This window comes from Pseudomonas sp. UBA5666 (assembly GCF_002420785.1).
Taxonomy (GTDB): Bacteria; Pseudomonadota; Gammaproteobacteria; order Pseudomonadales; family Pseudomonadaceae; genus Aquipseudomonas; species Aquipseudomonas fulva.
In genome coordinates, this window is the sequence record NZ_DIIQ01000018.1 from 1 (window position 1) to 15,649 (window position 15,649).

Consider the following 15,649-nt stretch of genomic DNA (forward strand, 5'->3'; position numbering starts at 1 on the left):
TTCCATCAGCGCCAACACAATAGGGTGATTGATCATCGATGAGACACGAAGGCCGAGACGCTCTACCCCGGTCATTTCTTGGCGTGCTTGTGGTGCCGTCTTCTTCTGCCTGGACATAAACCATCTCCTTTACTGTATATCCATCCAGTCTTTGCGGTGAGGATACATCACGCCTTGTGAAACGTGAACCCGCACCGTAGGGAAAATCCTCAACACACCATCAGGGAAATAAATCACGCATCGTGTTGACACAGGAAACACGATGCGTGATATTTGCATCAGCACGCAGCCACTAACGCTGACTGCCGAGGCAATCGAGTCTCACCGCTCTTTACACAACCAGACGTGACCACCTCGACGCACCCAGGCCATCACCTGGGTCGGGACAAGCTAAGTCGTCGACCATGCAGCCTCTGGATAGCTGCCGGCCTCTCCCATGAGAGGACGCCAAACCATGCAAGCCACCTGATGCGTAGCCAGTAGCTGCAGCAGGCAGTGGTGGGGAAACCCGGCGCCGAGCATGGAGCGGATCAAAAACCATAGGAGGAATCTGCCAATGAAGTAGCAAGCCCAGCCGGAAAACGGACCGGCCACCCACGACGAGCTGCCCTACCCAGTAGGCCGCCGAGCTGCAGCTGGCAGTCGTGTAGCGAACACCTAACCCCATGACCACCCCGCCAAGGCCGATCAAAGCGAGGTGACCAGGGAAGCTTAAGGCCAGACAAAAGATCGGGTGAAGCCATCGGTGGTGGAGCTCGACCAAGGTTTCACTGGCTGGCCTTCGAAAGAGGGCCAGACGGGAAACCAACCAAGGAGTAGGACCATGCTGATACTGACCCGCAAAGTGGGCGAAACCATCGTGATTAACGACACCATCCGGGTGACGGTGCTGCAGGTGAAGGGTGGCCAGGTTCGCCTAGGCATTGAAGCACCGAAGGATGTGTCGGTGCACAGGCAGGAGATTCAGGAGCGTATCAATTCAAAAGCCGATGCGGCCGCCTGAACCGATTTCACTGGCTGGCCTTGGCGACAGGGCCAGACGGGAAATCAACCCCACGGAGCAACATCCCATGCTTGGAAAACTGTTCGGCAAGAAGGGTCGTGAAGCCCGCGCTGCGATGCAGATGGTTCAAAACCGCGACCTGATGCAGGCGATCGTCTATGGCGCGTTCTATGTAGCAGCCGCCGACGGCGAGATCGGCGAAGACGAGATCAAGAAGACCGAGAAGCTGATCGCCAACACGCCTCAGCTCAAGGGCTTCGGGCCGGAGCTGTCCAACACCATGGACCGCGCCGAGAAGGACTTCCACGACGGCGGCCATCGCATCCTGCGCATGAACGCCGAGAAAGAACTGAAGGATCTGGCCCACTCATCCGAAGAGGCGGCCATCGTCATCAACGTAATGCTGACCATCGCCGAGGCCTCGGGCGACATCGACGACAAGGAAATGGCCGTCCTTGAGAAGTCAGCGAAGCTGATGGGCCTCAGCCTAAAGGACTACCTGTGATCCGAATCGGATCTTTCGCGATCATGACCATCGCCGCTGTATGGCTGATCATGCGCGGCTTCGATTACGGGACGTGCGCTTGGTACGGCCATCAGACCGAGCGCGACACCCGCTACGCCGCATTCGTCGGCTGCATGGTGAAGACCAGCAGCGGATGGGTGCCACGCAACGAACTGCGCACCCAGCAGTAGCACCACGTCAGCCTGACGAAAACTGCCCGATCTACCTGGTCCCCCCATCACCAGGCTGCATCGGCGTGTGATCTGAAACTGAATGGCGGGCCGCCCCGAGTAAATGGGGAACGACTACAGGGCCTCGCAGGCCTCGCCTGGAAGATCCCCCAGATCACACGCCAATGCAGCCCACCGAGGACACTTCATGGAAACGATCACCTGCGGCTCATGGACTGGCCAGCTCGGCAAGACGCTGGCACCTCGCGAGCTGGAAGCACTGCTCTGGGTTGCCCAGGGCCTGACCACCAAAGAGATCGCGCGGCAGATGGCGGTCACTCCTGGAACCGTGGCTAACCGAATCGAGGCCGCGCTTTTCAAGCTCGAAGCCGGGCGGCGCATCGAAGCTGTCACCAAGGCCATGCGCCAGCAGCTCATCAGCCCACTCTGCATCGTGCTGGCCGGACTCATCGCCATGCACGCTGCCATCAACGATAGCGACCCCATGCGCCGCGACCGCCGCGCTCCGGAGCGCCGCACTGCACAAGTCCGAATTGTTCGTAGAGCCGAAGCCTTCGAGCTCCACGCCTGACCGAGGATCAACCTATGCAAACTGCAACAAGCATCGCCTTCGCTCAAAGCGTACCGAAACTCAAGGCGCTTCTAGCAAGTACAAGCATTGCTCGTGACGAGGCTCGCGCCCGAATCAAGTCTTCGACCCCACGGTTTCAAGCGAAAGGACGGGGGAAGATCTGGGAGGTGGTCGAGATCAGCACCGGCGCCATCATGGGCATGGCTTACCAGTACGAAACTGCCTTGGTATTCGTCAATGCGATGGAAGCCGGCGCCGCCAGCAAAGGCCTGCGGCAATGAGCAAGCGCAAGCCTCACAACATGCGTGCCCGGTTGGATCGAACCTGCCGCGCCCTGGTGTCAGCAAACCATGCCGCCGTGGTGAACATCGATCCCAGCGGCCAGCAGGTGCTGATCAATTGGAAGAACCTCAAGCAGATCCGCGTCCGACAGATCGTAGACGCCGTCTGCGATATCCCTCACCGCTGGACCATCTACCTCAGCGTGCTTTGCCGAACTGAGTTTGGCGAGCGGTACCACAAGTCAGTAGAGGTCGCGCCACTGGGCAACTACCGGGCTGAGCATCTGACCGACGTAATCGAAGCTACCTACACCGACCTGCGGGCCACGGCCAACCCTAAGCACCTGGTCGCGGCCGGCTGGATCGCCATCCCAACCGACACAACGCTCGACGAAGCAGAGGCCGCAAAGATCTTTGCCGCTGTCGGCGCATGGAACCAGCAGAAAGCAGCATGAAACGCACCACCGCACGCGTCCGGCACGGCCGGCGTCAGCAATACATCAGCCTGCCGCCCAGCGGCCTTGTCCTCTCGGAGTCTCAGCAATGCCAAAACCTACCGACACCACCGAGTTCCTCCAGGAGCTCAACGGCGGCGCATTCGCCAGCCAGATTGGCCACGCACTCTCAGAAGTAGCCGCCGGCGTGGTCGATCACGGCAAGGCCGGCAAGATCACCATCACTCTGGACTTCAGCCAAATCGGTGACTCCCACCAGGTGAAGATCAAGCACAAGCTGGCCTACAAGGTGCCCACCAAGCGCGGTGATCGCAGCGAAAACACCAGCTTGGACACGCCGATGTACGTCGGTACCGGCGGCAACATTTCGCTGTTCCCCGAGAAACACGACCAGCTCTTCAACCGTGATGAAGCTCCGGTCCATCCGCGTACTTGACCCCTACCCCACCAAGGAAAACCCGCATGTCCCTCACCAAAGAAGCATTGCAACTCATCACTGACCAGGCCCTGGCCGCCGCTGCCAAGGCCCTTCCTACCGCCATTCCCACCGCGATCGTACCGGACAGCTCCACCGTTATTGACCTGGAGCGCTTCCAGCTCGGCCGCACCCGCTTCCGTGGCACCTACTCTACCCACTCGCTGGCCGACTTCGGCGCCTACGTGGTCGAACGCTCGGCGCCAGCAGCCCGCGGCTTCATCGACCAGGACGCCATGAGCTGCACCGTGCTGTTCAACCTCGGCACCCCAGACCAGCCTGGCCACGCTGATGACCGCGCCGTGCTGCGCCTCAAGCCATCCGCTGCGTTCGCTGCCGTGCAGGCCATCTGCGGGCAGAACCTGGTGCAGAAGGCCATGAGTGACTGGATCGAAGACTGGCACCAGCACCTGACCGCCACCGACGAAAACGGCGCCAGTATGACGATCGCCAAAGCCATCGGTGCCGTGCGCACCATCACCGTCAAGGCGTCGTCCGAGAGCGATCACGCAGTCACCGAAACCCGCGCCAGCCGCAGCGCCATGGATTCGATTGAGGCCAGCAGCAAGGAAACCCTCCCCGCCTGGCTCGACTTCAAGGTCGTCCCGTTCGAAGGCCTGGGCGAGCAGACCATCCGCCTGCGCGTGTCGGTCATCACCAGCGGTTCGCAACCGCAGCTGAAACTGCGCTGGCTCGGAGAGGAGGCCCAGCGCGAGGCGATTGCCAAGGAGTTTAAGGAGGTTCTAGAAGCAAGAACTTGCACTGCCGCTAAGCTTACTCTGGGAAACTTTGACCTTAAATAGGCCTGCTAGAGAGCCCAGCGTCCAATTCTAGGACCTGTGGCTCTGCCCCTGTCTCATGCTTCATTGAATAATACGAATACTTATCAAATATCATTCTGGCTTATGCAATCGAGCGCCCCAACAAAATACTCTTGCACAAAGGAATAATCCTCGCGCCCGCAAGCTTTTGCCCAGCCTAGAAATTCGCACTGATCCTGCTCACCACCAAAATATGTAACGTGTGCAGGCGAGTGCTTTAGGGGTTCCCACACGTGAGAATCCTCAGGCACCACCCTGACTCCTATGATGTAAATATTTTCTACCTTTGAACAGGCCTCAGCAAACAGCTGTTGCTGCTCTACGACGAAGTCAGGGCAGGTTTTTACTTCCTTACCTTTGGCGTACAATGACATCGCTGGTGCAAAGCTATCGTCCTGACGACAAAGCGCAAGCGACTCCACACGAGTCCTGGGCCTGACTGGCGCCACTAGAGCTGTACCAAACCCTTCAATTCTAATGCCCCTGAAGCTTGATCCAGGCAAGTCATACCAGAAGTTTGAAGATCCATGCGGCTTTAAAAGCCTTATGTGTTTGTAAAGAAGTTCAAGGCCATACGCTGGATGATACCCGCTTGCCTCCATTGCCTCTTCCAGCAAGAGATCATAGTTTAGAGATGCAAAAACCGTTTCCTTACGATCAAATCTAGTGAGAAGTTTTCGATAAAGACTATCTGGGCCAGGTGTAAACTCTGCAAGATAGCCAGCCATCTCTCTTTGGAATTGCTGAATATCCCCACTACGGCTTTTAGCAAGCTCAGCCATGCCTTCTTCAAAGTCTTTAAAAGATTCCTTCAAGGATTGTGGCAAGCTAGATGCTAGACCTGGTCTAGCAACTAGCTCGTCAAACAGTCGATTACCCAGTGGCGGAGTAGCGTGACCGGTCGGCTCGCTTCCATAACTTGCACCAGCCCCTAATAGAACTAAATTCTTCATTCTTCCTCCTAGATTTCGTATGACTCTCCGAAAGACTCAAAGCTGCATTTGACATCGGGAATTATCTTGCATTGATTGCCTCTTCACCGGAATGCTGACGGTCATCCCTAATACCTTATTCCACACCAAATTTCTTCTATGCCGCATCCGGCTACGGAGGGCGGCGCATGCATGGAGAAAGCCATGAGCAACTACAACTGCGACTACGTCCGCCGCCACTACGATGTGCCGGCCGAGATCGGGCGCCGGGTGATCGCCAACGGCGAGCCAGGCGTCATCATGGCCGACCGAGGCCACTACATTGGCGTGATCCTCGACAGCGATCCGAAGAAGCGTATCCGCAATTACCACCCCACCTGGGAAATGCAGTACGGCGAGATGGCTGAGAAGCTGCCGCTCAAGCAATGGGAAGTGCTCACCAACGGCATGTACGACTGGGATGACGTCAAGTACATGCTTGGCGATGCCCGCCACTACGTGCGGCGAATCTGGGCAGCTACCCGAAGCCAGGCCAAGTATCGTGCCTATCAGGAGCTGGCCGAGTGTTTCAACGATGACGCGACCGCCATGCTGACCTTCAAGGTTCGCGCCGCCTGACCCTCTAGCGCTGACCTCCAGCGCCTTCCCCTCTCAAACGATGAACGCCTCCCCGGCGAGGAGCCGTATGGCTGCGTATTACAACGAGATCGACCCATACGCCGCGCAGTGGCTCCGCAACCTCATTGCCGCGGGCCATATCGCGCCAGGCGACGTTGACGAACGATCAATCGAGGATGTACACCCCGATGAACTCAAGCCTTACACCCAATGCCACTTCTTCGCCGGCGTCGGCGTTTGGTCCTATGCCCTTCGTCGCGCTGGCTGGCCAGATGATCGACCTGTTTGGACCGGTTCCTGTCCGTGCCAACCTTTCAGCGCGGCAGGCGCGGGAGCTGGGTTTGATGACCAGCGGCACCTCTGGCCACACTTCCATTGGCTCATCAGCGAGCGCCAGCCTGCAATCGTCTTTGGAGAACAGGTTGCAAGCAAGGACGCAGAGCCTTGGCTCGACCTTGTACAAGCTGACGTGGAAGCCATGGCTTATGCCTTCGGGGCTGTTGCGTTCCCGTCTGCGGGCGTCGGTGCTCCGCACATCCGAGACCGGACGTACTGGGTGGCCAACGCCAATAACTTCAGACAATCGTTCAGGGCTCGACCAGCGGGCGATGCGCGACGACGGCAGGAACAGAGGACCGAGACTGGGGGATGTGGCGCAACTGACGGGCTGGGTGACACCTACCACACGGGATCACAAGGGGGATCGGCCGGTGCCCAGGGCAAAAGGCCAGCCTCTCGGGATGGCCAACCTGCACGGCGACCGATGCCATCAAGCAGGGCAATGTAGCTCCTCGCCCCGGAATGATGGGGCTTTCGGAGACGGTAGCCCTTCTACGAGAATCGCCACAGCCGGCCCGGTTAACGGCCTGTGGGCAGAAGCTGACTGGCTCTTCTGCCGGGATGGAAAGTGGCGGCCAGTTGAACCCGGCACATTCCCGCTGGCTCATGGGGCTACCAGCCGAGTGGGACGCCTGCGCGCCTACGGAAACGCCATCAATGCTGAAGCGGCGGCGCACTTCATAGCCGCCTATCTCGAAACCCTATAACTCCGGCGAGGTATCCCCATGCCCACAGAAAACCGATCCAGCAACACAGAGATGGTCAGCGTGCCCGAAGGGTTCATGCTGGTAGAGCGCAGCATCTGGACAGAGCAGCAGGTCGAGGCAGCCACAGCGTGCATCACTCGCCTGAAGGGCGTGCCAGGCATGCGCGACTGCGACTTGGCGATGGCTGCCATAGATGCCGCCCAGTGCAAAGCGCCCTATATCGCCCTGTCCGACCTGCTTCCAACCCTGCAGCCCCACCCCGACTCTATAGCCTGGATGGTTGGTACTGCCTTATGGCGGACCAAAGAAGAGGCAGAGAGGGATGCGGCGGCGACTGGGCTGCCGATTGTTGGGCTGGGGCCGATGACCTGCGCAGCGCCAGCCGAGCAGCACCAGGGCGAGCCGGTGGCCAAATTGAGGGAGGGTGAGTTAATCAGAATGGCTAACAAAGCCGCCCCTCACGCAGACCGAGATAACGATATGTTCTATATCGCGATGGGTCGCTTGGTTGAGGAGCGCTACACCCATGCCGATCCTGCCGAGGTTGAGCGGCTGCGTGGAATCATCCGCATGCACGAGAAAACCGTGCGAGAGCAGACCGATCACTTGGCGTATATGCGCGCCCAGCTGGCCGAGCGGGACGCGCTGCTGCATTCGCTGGACTGTGCTTGGAATTCCCATGACGGCAAGGAGCGATTTGGCAAGCTGATGCGCAAGGTCGAAACCCTAGCCGCCAGCGCAGAGCCGTGCGCGGCGGTTGAGGTCGACCATGACGCACTTGTGGCTGCGGTTTGCGTTCTGCGCAGCCAGGGCCTGGGTAATTTGTCTGCCGCCGTTGAGGAAGCCCGCACCGCCCTAGAGCGCAAGCCTTCCTGACCATAGGAGTACATCTGTACTCCTTTCGCTGTAACCCCTCTCCCCTCTACCTCGATGCGGCGAGACGATCAGCAGCAGACACACCCTCAACAGCAATACGGCGAGCGCGACCCACACCCCATGCGAGCGCCCTGGTCATCGATTCACCTGGCCGAGAATCGAAAGCCTCTTCATGGATGGCCATGCCGCTGGATGCGTATACGCCGATGAACATCTGGGTCGTGCCGGTTCGCGACAGGCGCACCTGAACATCAATGAAGGTGCCGTCACTGAGCGTTTCGTCGTGAGTGCGATGGTGCAACGTGGGGTCTGCCCAGTCCCAAAAAACATCACCGCGAATTCTCATGCCGCCTCCTACGATCTTAGTTGTATGCGATAGGTGAACTCTCACATTAGCGAAAGCGAACCGGCACGCAATCGCACTACCGCACTTTGAGAACTGAATCGGACAACCGGCCGATTTTCTTGTACCCAACCCAACCCCTTGTACAACTTACTGCCGCGATATGGCGGCCAAGGAATCCCCGTGCCTGAAGAAACGTTGATTGACCTCGAAAGCCTTGAGCAGAAAGCCCGCGCTGCTAGTCCCGGCCCATGGGTGGTTCACGCAGACGGCATGGAATTCGGCAGCTCAGATCGCTCCACAAACCCCGGAATCGACACCGCAGATGGCCAGGTGGTCTGCTGGTGGGGCACCGGTCTATGCGGAATACCGCAGAAGCCAGATGCCGAATTCATCGCCAGCTCCAATCCTGAAACTGTGCTGGCAATGGTTGAAGAGATCCGCAGCCTGCGCCGCGCCCTCGGCGGCATGCTTTTCGCCTTTGACGACGGCGTAGGTGAGGACTGGTCGCAGAGCGTGCTCGACTTCGCCCGTCAGGTCACCCCAGCAGTCGAGTTCAAGCCATGACCCGCCTCGCCCTCTGCCTCCTGCTGCTGGCCACCGGCGCCAGCGCAGAGCAGCTCACCCCTGATGTGGAGGTGATCCACGACGACAAGCGCGCCGTAACCTGCTGGGTGTTCCGCGCTTCCTACAAGGGTGGCATCAGCTGCATCCCCGACAGCCAGCTGCAGGCCGGCAAAGAGCGCCATCTCTCCCCGCACGAAACCCAACCCGAACCTACACCCGCTATGGCGCCTGGGCGCTGGATTGATGAGAGGTATGAGCTGTGAGCGCAGTTACTGAGCAAGACGTTGAGTTCGCGCAGGCCGTAGTTGCCCTAGCGCGCCAGCACGGCATGACAGGGATCACCATGGAGTTCAGACAGAACTTCGACTTGTCCCAAGTGACGGGCTGCCATTGCGGGAAGCGGATCACGTGGTCGGAAGGCCGACACGGCGATGGCGCGCAAATCGAGTTTCGCACCGAAGCTAAGGCATCGTTCCCTGAGCGCCCCGAGATGAAGCCATGACCGACCTGATCGAAGTGAGGGTATCCAACCTAGTGGGCGCAGCGCTGGACTGGGCGGTGGCCAAGGCCGAATCGGTACCGGTCTTCGTCGATCACCAAGGATGGGTACGAAAACTTCCAGATGACACCAGCGCATGGCGGCCAAGCTGGAACTGGAGTCAGGGCGGCCCGCTGCTGGACAAGCATCATGCAAGCTCCCACTACCAGGCTCATCTGGCAGATGCTCAGTTTCGCTACAGTGCTGGCCCAGCAGGCAGCGGCTTTTGGTGCTATGGCCCAACAGCTCTGGTCGCCTTCTGTCGCAGCCTGGTCAAGGCAAAGCTTGGCGATACCGTCCAGGTACCCAAGGAGCTGATGCCGTGAGGAAACTGGTATACCGCTTCTATCGGTGGCTACCGTTCAGTGGCTTGCCGATCGCCCGCGTCCGACTTGGTCGTAACACCTGCACCCTCTACAAGAATGGCTGGGTCTTGATCAGCGATGGCAAGAGCACTGACGCCCTGCCGATCAATTTCACCAGCCAGGCCCTAGTCGACGCTTTCGCCGCCGAACTCGCCTAACCCCTTTCCCTACTACTCAAGCCCGCCGACATGCGCGGGCGAGGATTACCAATGTCTGTACAAAAAACGATCTGCATCTACCACGGCAACTGCGCGGATGGCTTCGGCGCAGCTTGGGCGGTACGCCATGCGCTGGGCGACAGAGTCGAGTTCGTGGCCGCAAAGCACGGTGACACGCCGCCGGACGTGGCCGGCCGTGACGTGGTGATCGTCGATTTCAGCTACAAGCGGGACGTGCTGGCTGAAATGGGCAAAGTCGCCAACCGGGTTCTGGTGCTGGACCACCACAAAACAGCGCAGGCGGATCTGGACTGCTTTGATCCTTTCGAGGCCGGCGTGCGCAGCGATCGCGCTGACTGCCCGGGAGCGACAAAGCAACTCGGCTGGGAGACGGCCATCGGCATTGCATCGGAACGCGGCGCACCTCGAGTCGCGGTTTGCTTCGACATGCACCGCAGTGGCGCCATGCTTGCTTGGGACCATTTCCACCCTGGACAGCAGCCGCCGAAACTGCTGCGCCATATTCAGGATCGCGACCTCTGGCTATTCCAGCTGGACGGAACCCGCGAGATCCAGGCCAACCTATTCAGCTACCCCTATGACTTCGAGGTCTGGGACAAGCTGATGGCCGCCGACGTGGAAACGCTTCGCTCTGATGGCGCCGCGATTGAGCGCAAACACCATAAGGACATTGCCGAGCTGGTCGCGGTAATGAAGCGCCGCCTGGTCATCGCCGGTCACGATGTGCCGGTGGCCAGCTTGCCATACACGCTCACCAGCGATGCGGGCCACCTCATGGCCCAAGGCGAACCATTCGCCGCCTGCTACTGGGATACACCTGAGGGGCGCGTGTTCAGCCTGCGCAGCACCGACGAGGGCATGGATGTGTCGGAGATCGCCAAGCAGTACGGTGGTGGTGGCCACCGCAACGCCTCCGGTTTCCGAGTTCCGTTCGGTCACGACCTGACCAAGTAACCCGCCCGTTAACTCAGCCCGCCGGCAGACGCTCGCGGGCATGGAGAGCTATTGCCATGACGAAAGAAGAACTCGCCAGCCTGCCCGAGAAGGTGCGTATTGCCATCGAGGCCGGCAAGGCTGCAGCTGCCGCCTGCGCTCACGACGTCGGCAGCGCCAACCTCGACCGCGTCGTCATCCCCATTCCCGGTGTTCGCGCCAGTCAGGTACCGAGCCTTCCCGGCTATATCCAACAGCGCACCACTTGGCACCGCCAGGGCATCCACCTCGATACGCCCTGGCCCGGCCAAGGCAACCAGCGCAGTGCGGGCGTGCGAGCCATGCACGAGTCGCTCAAATACCAAGGCGTCGACTGCTACGTCTACTACCAGCTCGACTAACCGCCAACCTGCCGCCGCCGGCGGCGTGGAGACCATCATGTGCAAAGTCACCCTCGACGAATGGGCGCACGATCACTTCAGAACGCCGCCCAGCAGCAACACTCTTCGACGTTGGGCCCGTGAGGGCCTGATCACCCCGACCCCGGTAAAGCACGGTCGCAGCTACTATGTTGAGGCCGATGCCTGCTACCGGGAGCCAGAGCCGCTGTCCCGCGTTCCAGTGGGCAGTTCCCTTGTTAATCGAATTGCGAGTGCACGATATGGCGCCCAGGCCGCGTAATCCTGGATCAAAGGACCTACCGCCCAACCTTTACAGAAAGACCGACAAGCGTAACGGGGTCACCTACTACACGTATCGCGACCCCGTGAGCAATCGGATGTTTGGCCTGGGCAGTGACAAGGCAAAAGCGATCGCTGAGGCGGTCTCCGCCAACATGGCCCTGCAGGTCGCGCCGCCCACCCTGTCAGCGCGCATAGCGCCCGAACCGAGCGCGCCTGATCGGAACTTCAGCGAGTGGATCGTCGAGTACTTGGCAGACCTAAAGGACCGTGAGCTTTCAGAATCGAGCATGCGCAACCTTCGTATGCGACTGAACCGGGTCGAGAAAGCATTCGGAGAGCGCGGTATCCGCACGCTGACGACCATGGACATCGCTGATTACCTGTCGACCTACGTCAAAGAGGGTAAGGCCCAGATGGCCAGGGCTATGCGCTCCTTACTGCGCGACCTTTTCATGGGGGCCATGGCCAGGGGCTGGGTCGACTACAACCCAGTCGAAGCTACCAAAGCCGCACGGGTTAAGATCAAGCGCCAGCGCCTGACGCTAGAGTTGTGGAAAGCGATCTATGAGGAGGCTGCACAGCCATGGCTCAAGCGCGCCATGGAGCTCGCTCTTATAACCGGGCAGCGCCGTGAGGACATTGCTTCATTCGTTTTCAGGGATGAGGTGGACGGATTCCTGCAGGTCATCCAATCGAAGACGGGGGCCAGGCTAAGGATCAGCACCAGCGTAACGCTGGAATGCATCAGCCTGAGCTTGGGTGAAGTGATACGGCGTTGCCGGGATCGAGTGCTGTCGAAGCACCTGGTGCACCACCACCGGACAATCAGCCGCGCAAAGGCGGGATCTCCCATCATGCTCGACACAATCAGCAAAGAGTTCGCCGCGGCCCGTGACCGGGCTGCAGTGAAACTTGGCCTCGACCTGGGCGCCAGCCCTCCAACCTTCCATGAGCAGCGGTCCCTGGCGGCCAGGCTACATGACGAAGAAGGTCGAGATGCACAGCGACTGCTAGGTCACCGTTCGGCCAAGATGACCGATCTATACCGTGACAGTCGTGGCGCTGAGTGGATCGATGTCGCATAATCCTGCGACTAATTTTTGGGAGATATTGGGGAGGTTTTGGGGAGTAATCCCAGCCCCTTTAAATTCAATGACTTACACTCTTTACGGTATCAAAGCCTGCGACACCATGAAAAAGGCTCGCACCTGGCTCGACGACCAGGCCATCGCCTACGAATTCCATGACTACAAGACTCAAGGCATCGACCGTGACAGCCTGAACCGCTGGTGCGACGAGCACGGCTGGGAAACCCTCCTCAACCGCGCCGGCACCACGTTCCGCAAGCTCGACGACGCCAGCAAAGCCGATCTCGACCAGGCCAAGGCCGTCGAGCTCATGCTGGCCCAGCCTTCGATGATCAAGCGCCCGGTACTCGACCTGGGTACGCGCACGCTGGTGGGCTTCAAACCCGACCTGTACGCCGCCGCCCTGGCCTGAGTCCCTACCCTATTTAGCAAGAGGTAACCACATGTCCAATTCCCTGTTCAGCCTGGCCTTTGGTGTCGGCTCCCAGAACCGCCAGGGCGCCTGGCTGGAAGTGTTCTACGCACAGCCCCTGATCGACCCGAGCCCCGAGCTGGTCGCGGCCATCGCACCAATCCTTGGCTATGAGGGTGGCAACCAGGCCATCACCTTCAGCAACGCCCAGGCCGCGCAACTGGCCGACGCCGTCAGAAGCGTCGATGCCGCACAAGCCGCCCTGCTCACGCGTCTGGCAGAAAGCCACAAGCCGCTGGTGGCCACCCTGCTGGCTGAAGACGCCGCACTGGCCTCCACGCCCGAGGCCTACCTCAAGCTGCACCTGCTGTCCCACCGCCTGGTCAAGCCGCACGGCGTGAGCCTGGCCGGTATCTTCCCCCTGCTGCCAAACGTGGCCTGGACCAACATCGGCGCCGTGGACCTGGCCGAGCTCGCCGAGCTGCAACTCGAAGCGCGCTTGCGTGGCGAGCTGCTGGAAGTGTTCTCGGTGGACAAGTTCCCGAAGATGACCGACTACGTGGTCCCGGCCGGCGTGCGCATCGCCGACACTGCACGGGTACGCCTGGGCGCCTACATTGGCGAAGGCACCACCATCATGCACGAAGGTTTCGTCAACTTTAACGCCGGCACCGAAGGCCCGGGCATGATCGAAGGTCGTGTGTCGGCCGGTGTCTTCGTCGGCAAAGGGTCGGACCTCGGTGGCGGCTGCTCGACCATGGGTACCCTGTCCGGCGGCGGCAACATCGTCATCAAGGTCGGCGAAGGCTGCCTGATCGGTGCCAACGCCGGTATCGGCATTCCACTGGGCGACCGCAATACCGTCGAAGCGGGCCTGTACATCACCGCCGGGACCAAGGTGAACCTGCTGGACGAGCACAACGAACTGGTCAAGGTCGTCAAGGCACGCGACCTGGCGGGCCAGGCCGACCTGTTGTTCCGCCGCAACTCGCTCAATGGCGCCGTGGAGTGCAAGACCCACAAATCGGCCATCGAGCTGAACGAAGCCTTGCACGCACACAACTGAAAACCCCACCGGGTATGAAGTGTTAAGATCGGGTCTGGCGCCTCAGCGCCAGACCCGATTTTCATTCCAGGCCCCGCGAATATGTTCCAGCCCTCCCCCTGGCGTGCCGATTTTCCTGCCATCGACGCCCTGCAACGCCAGCACCAGACCTACCTGGACAGCGCCGCCACCGCTCAGAAACCCCAGGCGCTGCTCGACGCTCTAGGCCATTACTATGGCAGCGGCGCGGCCAATGTCCACCGTGCCCAGCACCTGCCTGGCGCGCGGGCAACCCAGGCCTTCGAAGCCAGCCGCGACAAGGTCGCCCGCTGGTTGAATGTCGGACAGACCGGCCAGATCGTGTTCACCCATGGCGCCACGGCTGCGCTGAACCTGCTGGCCTACGGCCTGGAGTCTCGTTTCGAGGCCGGCGACGAGATTGCCATCAGCGCCCTCGAACACCATGCCAACCTGCTCCCGTGGCAGCAGCTGGCACACCGACGCAACCTGCGCCTGGTGATATTGCCGGTCGATGCACGCGGTTTCATCGACCTGGAGCGGGCGCTGCAGATGATCGGGCCACGCACCCGCGTCCTCGCCGTCAGCCAGTTGTCCAACGTGCTGGGCACTTGGCAGCCGCTGCCGGCCCTGCTCGCCCATGCCCGCGCACAGGGTGCACTGACGGTGGTAGACGGCGCCCAGGGTGTGGTGCATGGGCGCCAGGACCTGCAGCAACTGGGGTGCGACTTCTATGTGTTCTCCAGTCACAAACTGTACGGGCCGGACGGGGTGGGCGTTTTGTACGGGCGCGACCAGGCGCTGGGGCTGCTGCGCCATTGGCAGTTCGGCGGAGAGATGGTGCAACTGGCCGAGTACCAGCGCGCGAGCTTCAGGCCGGCGCCGCTGGGCCTGGAAGCCGGCACACCGCCCATCGCCGGGGTGATCGGCCTTGGCGCTACGCTCGATTATCTGGCGAGCCTGGACGCGGCGGCGGTGCTGGCTCACGAGGCCGGGTTGCATGCCCGGCTGATCGAGGGCCTCACGCAACGCGAAGGTATTCGCCTGCTAGGCCTGCCGCAGTGTGCGTTGGCCAGCTTCGTCGTGGAAGGGGTGCACAACGCCGATATCGCGCACCTGCTCACCGAACAAGGCATTGCCGTGCGGGCAGGCCATCACTGTGCGATGCCCCTGCTCCAGGGGTTGGGCCTGGACGGGGCGATCCGCGTGTCGCTGGGCCTCTACAATGACCAGGCCGACCTGCAACGCTTCTTCGAGGCGCTGGACCAGGCGCTGGAGTTGCTGCGATGACCTTGACAGCACAAGCCGATCAGGCACTGGAGGCCTTTGCGCAGAGCAAGGGCTGGGAGCAGCGCGCGCGGCTGTTGATGCAGTGGGGGGACCGCCTGGAACCGCTGACTGAAGCCGAGAAGACCGAAGCCAATCGCGTTCACGGGTGCGAAAGCCTGGTCTGGCTGGTGGCCGATGCCGTGGACGGCCACTGGCAATTCAAGGCCAGCAGCGATGCACGCTTGCTGCGCGGTCTGCTGGCGCTGCTGCTGGTGAGGGTGCAGGGCTTGAGTGGTGAGGCGCTGCTGGCGCTGGACGTGCAGGACTGGTTCGGGCAACTGGGCCTTGAACGCCAGCTGTCACCCTCACGCAGCAACGGCTTGCATGCCGTGGTGCAGCGAATGGCGGTGCTGGCTTCTGGGCGTTGATGCCACT

General features: G+C 60.7%; 25 protein-coding genes. 23 read left to right on the forward strand and 2 right to left on the reverse strand.

Annotated elements, in window-relative coordinates:
- Positions 1-823: 823 nt before the first annotated feature.
- The 8 genes from csrA to B2Y33_RS10645 all read left to right on the forward strand — a co-directional run bounded on the left by csrA (position 824) and on the right by B2Y33_RS10645 (position 4,284).
- Positions 824-1,003, forward strand: a complete 180-nt coding sequence (gene csrA, locus B2Y33_RS10610) for a carbon storage regulator CsrA (RefSeq protein ID WP_206405431.1) — start codon at positions 824-826, stop codon at positions 1,001-1,003.
- Between the two features lie 67 nt (positions 1,004-1,070).
- Positions 1,071-1,508: a tellurite resistance TerB family protein gene (locus B2Y33_RS10615; RefSeq protein WP_206405432.1), complete on the forward strand. Its 438-nt coding sequence runs from the start codon at positions 1,071-1,073 to the stop codon at positions 1,506-1,508.
- Complete coding sequence (locus B2Y33_RS10620) at positions 1,505-1,699, forward strand: hypothetical protein (RefSeq protein ID WP_206405433.1); 195 nt, start codon at positions 1,505-1,507, stop codon at positions 1,697-1,699. The genes B2Y33_RS10615 and B2Y33_RS10620 overlap by 4 nt, the downstream gene beginning before the upstream one ends.
- Positions 1,700-1,886: 187 nt before the next feature.
- Positions 1,887-2,270 (forward strand): response regulator transcription factor, encoded by a 384-nt coding sequence (locus B2Y33_RS10625; protein ID WP_206405434.1) that lies wholly within the window; start codon positions 1,887-1,889, stop codon positions 2,268-2,270.
- A 14-nt stretch (positions 2,271-2,284) separates the two neighbouring features.
- Positions 2,285-2,551 carry a hypothetical protein gene (locus tag B2Y33_RS10630; RefSeq protein ID WP_206405435.1) on the forward strand — a complete coding sequence of 89 codons (267 nt, stop codon included), beginning with the start codon at positions 2,285-2,287 and terminating at the stop codon, positions 2,549-2,551.
- Entirely contained in the window at positions 2,548-3,006 is a 459-nt protein-coding gene (locus B2Y33_RS10635) for a hypothetical protein (RefSeq protein WP_206405436.1), read from the forward strand. The genes B2Y33_RS10630 and B2Y33_RS10635 overlap by 4 nt, the downstream gene beginning before the upstream one ends.
- 88 nt (positions 3,007-3,094) lie before the next feature.
- Entirely contained in the window at positions 3,095-3,442 is a 348-nt protein-coding gene (locus B2Y33_RS10640; RefSeq protein WP_049696056.1) for a hypothetical protein, read from the forward strand.
- A 26-nt stretch (positions 3,443-3,468) separates the two neighbouring features.
- Positions 3,469-4,284 carry a DUF2303 family protein gene (locus tag B2Y33_RS10645; RefSeq protein WP_206405437.1) on the forward strand — a complete coding sequence of 272 codons (816 nt, stop codon included), beginning with the start codon at positions 3,469-3,471 and terminating at the stop codon, positions 4,282-4,284.
- A gap of 83 nt (positions 4,285-4,367) precedes the next feature.
- Here the strand turns inward: B2Y33_RS10645 and B2Y33_RS10650 are convergent, their stop codons facing one another.
- Positions 4,368-5,255, reverse strand: a complete 888-nt coding sequence (locus B2Y33_RS10650) for a hypothetical protein (RefSeq protein ID WP_206405438.1) — start codon at positions 5,253-5,255, stop codon at positions 4,368-4,370.
- Positions 5,256-5,438: 183 nt separating this feature from the next.
- Between B2Y33_RS10650 and B2Y33_RS10655 the strand changes: the two genes are divergently transcribed.
- From B2Y33_RS10655 to B2Y33_RS10665, 3 genes are all read left to right on the forward strand, one after another.
- The gene (locus B2Y33_RS10655) at positions 5,439-5,852 is read left to right on the forward strand and encodes a hypothetical protein (RefSeq protein WP_206405439.1); all 414 of its coding nucleotides are present in this window, start codon (positions 5,439-5,441) and stop codon (positions 5,850-5,852) included.
- A 67-nt stretch (positions 5,853-5,919) separates the two neighbouring features.
- The gene (locus B2Y33_RS10660; protein ID WP_241195009.1) at positions 5,920-6,639 is read left to right on the forward strand and encodes a DNA cytosine methyltransferase; all 720 of its coding nucleotides are present in this window, start codon (positions 5,920-5,922) and stop codon (positions 6,637-6,639) included.
- Positions 6,640-6,916: 277 nt separating this feature from the next.
- On the forward strand, positions 6,917-7,774 hold the full coding sequence (locus B2Y33_RS10665; protein ID WP_241195008.1) for a hypothetical protein: 858 nt from the start codon (positions 6,917-6,919) through the stop codon (positions 7,772-7,774).
- Between the two features lie 46 nt (positions 7,775-7,820).
- Here the strand turns inward: B2Y33_RS10665 and B2Y33_RS10670 are convergent, their stop codons facing one another.
- Entirely contained in the window at positions 7,821-8,120 is a 300-nt protein-coding gene (locus B2Y33_RS10670) for a hypothetical protein (RefSeq protein WP_206405440.1), read from the reverse strand.
- A gap of 180 nt (positions 8,121-8,300) precedes the next feature.
- Here B2Y33_RS10670 and B2Y33_RS10675 point away from each other — a divergent pair, with 180 nt between their 5' ends.
- The 12 genes from B2Y33_RS10675 to B2Y33_RS10730 all read left to right on the forward strand — a co-directional run bounded on the left by B2Y33_RS10675 (position 8,301) and on the right by B2Y33_RS10730 (position 15,642).
- On the forward strand, positions 8,301-8,684 hold the full coding sequence (locus tag B2Y33_RS10675; RefSeq protein ID WP_206405441.1) for a hypothetical protein: 384 nt from the start codon (positions 8,301-8,303) through the stop codon (positions 8,682-8,684).
- Positions 8,681-8,947, forward strand: a complete 267-nt coding sequence (locus B2Y33_RS10680; RefSeq protein WP_206405442.1) for a hypothetical protein — start codon at positions 8,681-8,683, stop codon at positions 8,945-8,947. The genes B2Y33_RS10675 and B2Y33_RS10680 overlap by 4 nt, the downstream gene beginning before the upstream one ends.
- 235 nt (positions 8,948-9,182) lie before the next feature.
- A complete protein-coding gene (locus tag B2Y33_RS10685; protein WP_206405443.1) occupies positions 9,183-9,548 on the forward strand; it encodes a phage protein NinX family protein in 366 nt (121 codons plus the stop codon).
- Complete coding sequence (locus tag B2Y33_RS10690; protein ID WP_206405444.1) at positions 9,545-9,745, forward strand: hypothetical protein; 201 nt, start codon at positions 9,545-9,547, stop codon at positions 9,743-9,745. The genes B2Y33_RS10685 and B2Y33_RS10690 overlap by 4 nt, the downstream gene beginning before the upstream one ends.
- Positions 9,746-9,796: 51 nt before the next feature.
- Positions 9,797-10,720: a phosphohydrolase gene (locus B2Y33_RS10695; RefSeq protein ID WP_241195007.1), complete on the forward strand. Its 924-nt coding sequence runs from the start codon at positions 9,797-9,799 to the stop codon at positions 10,718-10,720.
- 56 nt (positions 10,721-10,776) lie between these two features.
- Positions 10,777-11,100 (forward strand): hypothetical protein, encoded by a 324-nt coding sequence (locus B2Y33_RS10700; RefSeq protein ID WP_206405445.1) that lies wholly within the window; start codon positions 10,777-10,779, stop codon positions 11,098-11,100.
- A 37-nt stretch (positions 11,101-11,137) separates the two neighbouring features.
- Complete coding sequence (locus B2Y33_RS10705) at positions 11,138-11,380, forward strand: excisionase (protein WP_206405446.1); 243 nt, start codon at positions 11,138-11,140, stop codon at positions 11,378-11,380.
- Positions 11,361-12,467 carry a phage integrase Arm DNA-binding domain-containing protein gene (locus B2Y33_RS10710; protein WP_288632921.1) on the forward strand — a complete coding sequence of 369 codons (1,107 nt, stop codon included), beginning with the start codon at positions 11,361-11,363 and terminating at the stop codon, positions 12,465-12,467. Before B2Y33_RS10705 ends, B2Y33_RS10710 begins: the two co-directional genes overlap by 20 nt.
- Before the next feature lie 67 nt (positions 12,468-12,534).
- Complete coding sequence (locus tag B2Y33_RS10715; RefSeq protein WP_027913867.1) at positions 12,535-12,882, forward strand: ArsC family reductase; 348 nt, start codon at positions 12,535-12,537, stop codon at positions 12,880-12,882.
- Positions 12,883-12,913: 31 nt separating this feature from the next.
- Positions 12,914-13,948, forward strand: coding sequence for a 2,3,4,5-tetrahydropyridine-2,6-dicarboxylate N-succinyltransferase (dapD, locus tag B2Y33_RS10720; RefSeq protein WP_027913866.1), 1,035 nt, complete (start codon positions 12,914-12,916; stop codon positions 13,946-13,948).
- A gap of 81 nt (positions 13,949-14,029) precedes the next feature.
- The gene (locus tag B2Y33_RS10725) at positions 14,030-15,235 is read left to right on the forward strand and encodes an aminotransferase class V-fold PLP-dependent enzyme (protein WP_027913865.1); all 1,206 of its coding nucleotides are present in this window, start codon (positions 14,030-14,032) and stop codon (positions 15,233-15,235) included.
- Positions 15,232-15,642 carry a SufE family protein gene (locus tag B2Y33_RS10730; RefSeq protein WP_206405447.1) on the forward strand — a complete coding sequence of 137 codons (411 nt, stop codon included), beginning with the start codon at positions 15,232-15,234 and terminating at the stop codon, positions 15,640-15,642. Before B2Y33_RS10725 ends, B2Y33_RS10730 begins: the two co-directional genes overlap by 4 nt.
- The last annotated feature ends 7 nt before the right edge of the window (positions 15,643-15,649 follow it).

Excerpts from the sequence above, each read along its gene's own strand:
- B2Y33_RS10695 (WP_241195007.1), top strand. The coding sequence starts at position 9,797 with ATGTCTGTACAAAAAACGATCTGCATCTACCACGGCAACTGCGCGGAT.
- B2Y33_RS10680 (WP_206405442.1), top strand. The coding sequence starts at position 8,681 with ATGACCCGCCTCGCCCTCTGCCTCCTGCTGCTGGCCACCGGCGCCAGC.
- B2Y33_RS10730 (WP_206405447.1), top strand. The coding sequence starts at position 15,232 with ATGACCTTGACAGCACAAGCCGATCAGGCACTGGAGGCCTTTGCGCAG.
- B2Y33_RS10700 (WP_206405445.1), top strand. The coding sequence starts at position 10,777 with ATGACGAAAGAAGAACTCGCCAGCCTGCCCGAGAAGGTGCGTATTGCC.
- B2Y33_RS10650 (WP_206405438.1), bottom strand. The coding sequence starts at position 5,255 with ATGAAGAATTTAGTTCTATTAGGGGCTGGTGCAAGTTATGGAAGCGAG.
- csrA (WP_206405431.1), top strand. The coding sequence starts at position 824 with ATGCTGATACTGACCCGCAAAGTGGGCGAAACCATCGTGATTAACGAC.
- B2Y33_RS10655 (WP_206405439.1), top strand. The coding sequence starts at position 5,439 with ATGAGCAACTACAACTGCGACTACGTCCGCCGCCACTACGATGTGCCG.
- B2Y33_RS10660 (WP_241195009.1), top strand. The coding sequence starts at position 5,920 with ATGGCTGCGTATTACAACGAGATCGACCCATACGCCGCGCAGTGGCTC.
- B2Y33_RS10685 (WP_206405443.1), top strand. The coding sequence starts at position 9,183 with ATGACCGACCTGATCGAAGTGAGGGTATCCAACCTAGTGGGCGCAGCG.
- dapD (WP_027913866.1), top strand. The coding sequence starts at position 12,914 with ATGTCCAATTCCCTGTTCAGCCTGGCCTTTGGTGTCGGCTCCCAGAAC.
- B2Y33_RS10705 (WP_206405446.1), top strand. The coding sequence starts at position 11,138 with ATGTGCAAAGTCACCCTCGACGAATGGGCGCACGATCACTTCAGAACG.
- B2Y33_RS10645 (WP_206405437.1), top strand. The coding sequence starts at position 3,469 with ATGTCCCTCACCAAAGAAGCATTGCAACTCATCACTGACCAGGCCCTG.
- B2Y33_RS10640 (WP_049696056.1), top strand. The coding sequence starts at position 3,095 with ATGCCAAAACCTACCGACACCACCGAGTTCCTCCAGGAGCTCAACGGC.
- B2Y33_RS10665 (WP_241195008.1), top strand. The coding sequence starts at position 6,917 with ATGCCCACAGAAAACCGATCCAGCAACACAGAGATGGTCAGCGTGCCC.
- B2Y33_RS10670 (WP_206405440.1), bottom strand. The coding sequence starts at position 8,120 with ATGAGAATTCGCGGTGATGTTTTTTGGGACTGGGCAGACCCCACGTTG.
- B2Y33_RS10615 (WP_206405432.1), top strand. The coding sequence starts at position 1,071 with ATGCTTGGAAAACTGTTCGGCAAGAAGGGTCGTGAAGCCCGCGCTGCG.
- B2Y33_RS10710 (WP_288632921.1), top strand. The coding sequence starts at position 11,361 with ATGGCGCCCAGGCCGCGTAATCCTGGATCAAAGGACCTACCGCCCAAC.
- B2Y33_RS10625 (WP_206405434.1), top strand. The coding sequence starts at position 1,887 with ATGGAAACGATCACCTGCGGCTCATGGACTGGCCAGCTCGGCAAGACG.
- B2Y33_RS10635 (WP_206405436.1), top strand. The coding sequence starts at position 2,548 with ATGAGCAAGCGCAAGCCTCACAACATGCGTGCCCGGTTGGATCGAACC.
- B2Y33_RS10630 (WP_206405435.1), top strand. The coding sequence starts at position 2,285 with ATGCAAACTGCAACAAGCATCGCCTTCGCTCAAAGCGTACCGAAACTC.
- B2Y33_RS10715 (WP_027913867.1), top strand. The coding sequence starts at position 12,535 with ATGACTTACACTCTTTACGGTATCAAAGCCTGCGACACCATGAAAAAG.
- B2Y33_RS10725 (WP_027913865.1), top strand. The coding sequence starts at position 14,030 with ATGTTCCAGCCCTCCCCCTGGCGTGCCGATTTTCCTGCCATCGACGCC.